Below are 1,849 nucleotides of genomic sequence, written 5' to 3'. Positions count from 1 at the left end.
TATCATTTCTGTAGCAATAAGACTTGATTCAAAAGGGAGCGTTTTTTATGTAAGCAAAAGACTCGGTCAAAATGGCAAATTATTTAATTTTTTAAAATTTCGTACTATGTATAAAGATAATGACCGCTTATTAAAAGAGTATTTGTCCAAAAACAAAGAAGCGCGCTTAGAGTGGGAAAAATATCAAAAACTAAAAAATTTTGATCCAAGAGTTACACGAATTGGACGTTTTTTGAGGAAAACTTCACTTGATGAGTTGCCACAGATTATAAATGTATTGTTTGGACAGATGAGCTTGGTTGGTCCAAGGCCTTATTTACCGCAAGAGTTGGAAAAAATTGGAGATTCAATTAATACAATATTATTAGCCAAACCTGGTATCACGGGGCTTTGGCAGGTTTCAGGCAGAAATGAACTTGACTTTCAAACACGCGTTGATCTTGATTGTTTTTATGTTACAAACTGGTCTTTGTGGTTTGATATAGTAATTCTTTTAAAAACAATTTATGCAGTACTAAAGCAAAAAGGAGCATACTAATGAATATTGATACTAAAAAACTGTCTTTTCAGTTGCTTTATATTAGCAGTTTAATGTTTGCTGTTTTTGTTGCTACATCTATTGCTGCGGATAGTTTGGCTATTAGTATTGGTCTAATCGGTTTAATAATGTTAATTTTAACCAAACAGTTTAGATTTGAAAGAAATGATTTACCTCCTGCTTTATTTTCTATTACTTATTTTTGGTCAAGTATTTTTTCTATAAATCCAATACATAGCCTTTCTAACTTTCACTATATATGGCATTTTGCTCCATACTGGATTGTTTCGCGAATAAAAAACAATTATAAAACCATTATCAGTGTATTAGCAATATTTATTATTGTAAGTTCAGTTGGCGTGTATTTTAATGCTTTTTTTTGTATCAAACCTGCAAATATTTTTAGTGTTGCCTGGTCAAGTTTGCATTTTAGCCTGCCAAATAAAGCATGTGCCCCTGAAGGGTTTAGTGGTTTTCCATCATATATTGGTGCAATAATGCTTGTTTCTACATTTTTTTTTGGGGCTCTTGGGTTTTATAATAAGAAAAAGCTTTATTTGCTGGCATCACTTTGTGCTTTGATTGCGACAATTTTAACTCAGGAACGCCAGGATTGGCTGGGGCTTTTGATTGGTATGATAAGTATTGCTTTTTTTGTAAAAAATAGAAAAATTTGGCTGATTTATCTTGCAGGTATTGTTTTAGTTGTTGGTTTAGCACAAACGGGTTTTGTGAAAAACAGACTCCACTATACACTGCATTTTACAAAAGATCCAGATATTGTAATTCGTTTTGCAATGATTAAAGCATCTTTTGATATATTTAATAAATCAAGTCTCACAAGAAAACTTACTGGTTATGGGCCTGGTTTTGCAAGCAAAATTGTCCACGATGATACAGTTAAAATTTATAAACAATTGGCCAATAAATATCATATAGACCCAAACGCCAATATTGCTACAGTAATTGACAATTATTATATAAATATTTTGATGAGCGCAGGTCTAATTGGCCTTATTTTAATTTTAAGTGCTTTTTTTATGCTTTTAAGAAACAATATAAAAGCCATAAAATACTCTAGTGGTGAGCAAAAGGCTATTTTAATTGGTATGAGTTTGGGTTTGATAGCATTTTATGTAGCAAGTGCGTTTGATAATTTATTGGGTAGCGCGCAAGTTAGCATATTTTTGTCTTTTATGTTAGGTATAAATAGCCTGGCTATTTCCTCTTGTCATTCTGAGGACACGAAAAGTGGCCGAAGAATCTCATAAGTAGATCCTTCACATGCGTTCAGGACGACGCCTTTTTCGT

2 protein-coding genes are annotated in these 1,849 nt (G+C 32.4%); both read left to right on the top strand.

What is annotated here, in order from left to right; translation table 11 throughout:
* Positions 1 to 538: sugar transferase (locus Q0C22_RS08785; RefSeq protein WP_291493864.1), on the top strand; the 538-nt coding region annotated here is incomplete at its 5' end.
* Positions 538 to 1,809, top strand: a complete 1,272-nt coding sequence (locus Q0C22_RS08780; protein ID WP_291493862.1) for an O-antigen ligase — start codon at positions 538 to 540, stop codon at positions 1,807 to 1,809. The genes Q0C22_RS08785 and Q0C22_RS08780, both read left to right, overlap by 1 nt.
* Positions 1,810 to 1,849 lie beyond the last annotated feature (40 nt).

Origin of the sequence: Desulfurella sp. (genome assembly GCF_023256235.1) — a bacterium.
In the GTDB taxonomy this organism is placed as follows: domain Bacteria; phylum Campylobacterota_A; class Desulfurellia; order Desulfurellales; family Desulfurellaceae; genus Desulfurella.
Note: the sequence above shows the minus strand (reverse complement) of the source record. Positions and strands in the feature narration are given on the sequence as shown.

Coding starts and splice junctions, on each gene's coding strand:
- Q0C22_RS08780 (WP_291493862.1), top strand. CDS start 538: ATGAATATTGATACTAAAAAACTGTCTTTTCAGTTGCTTTATATTAGC.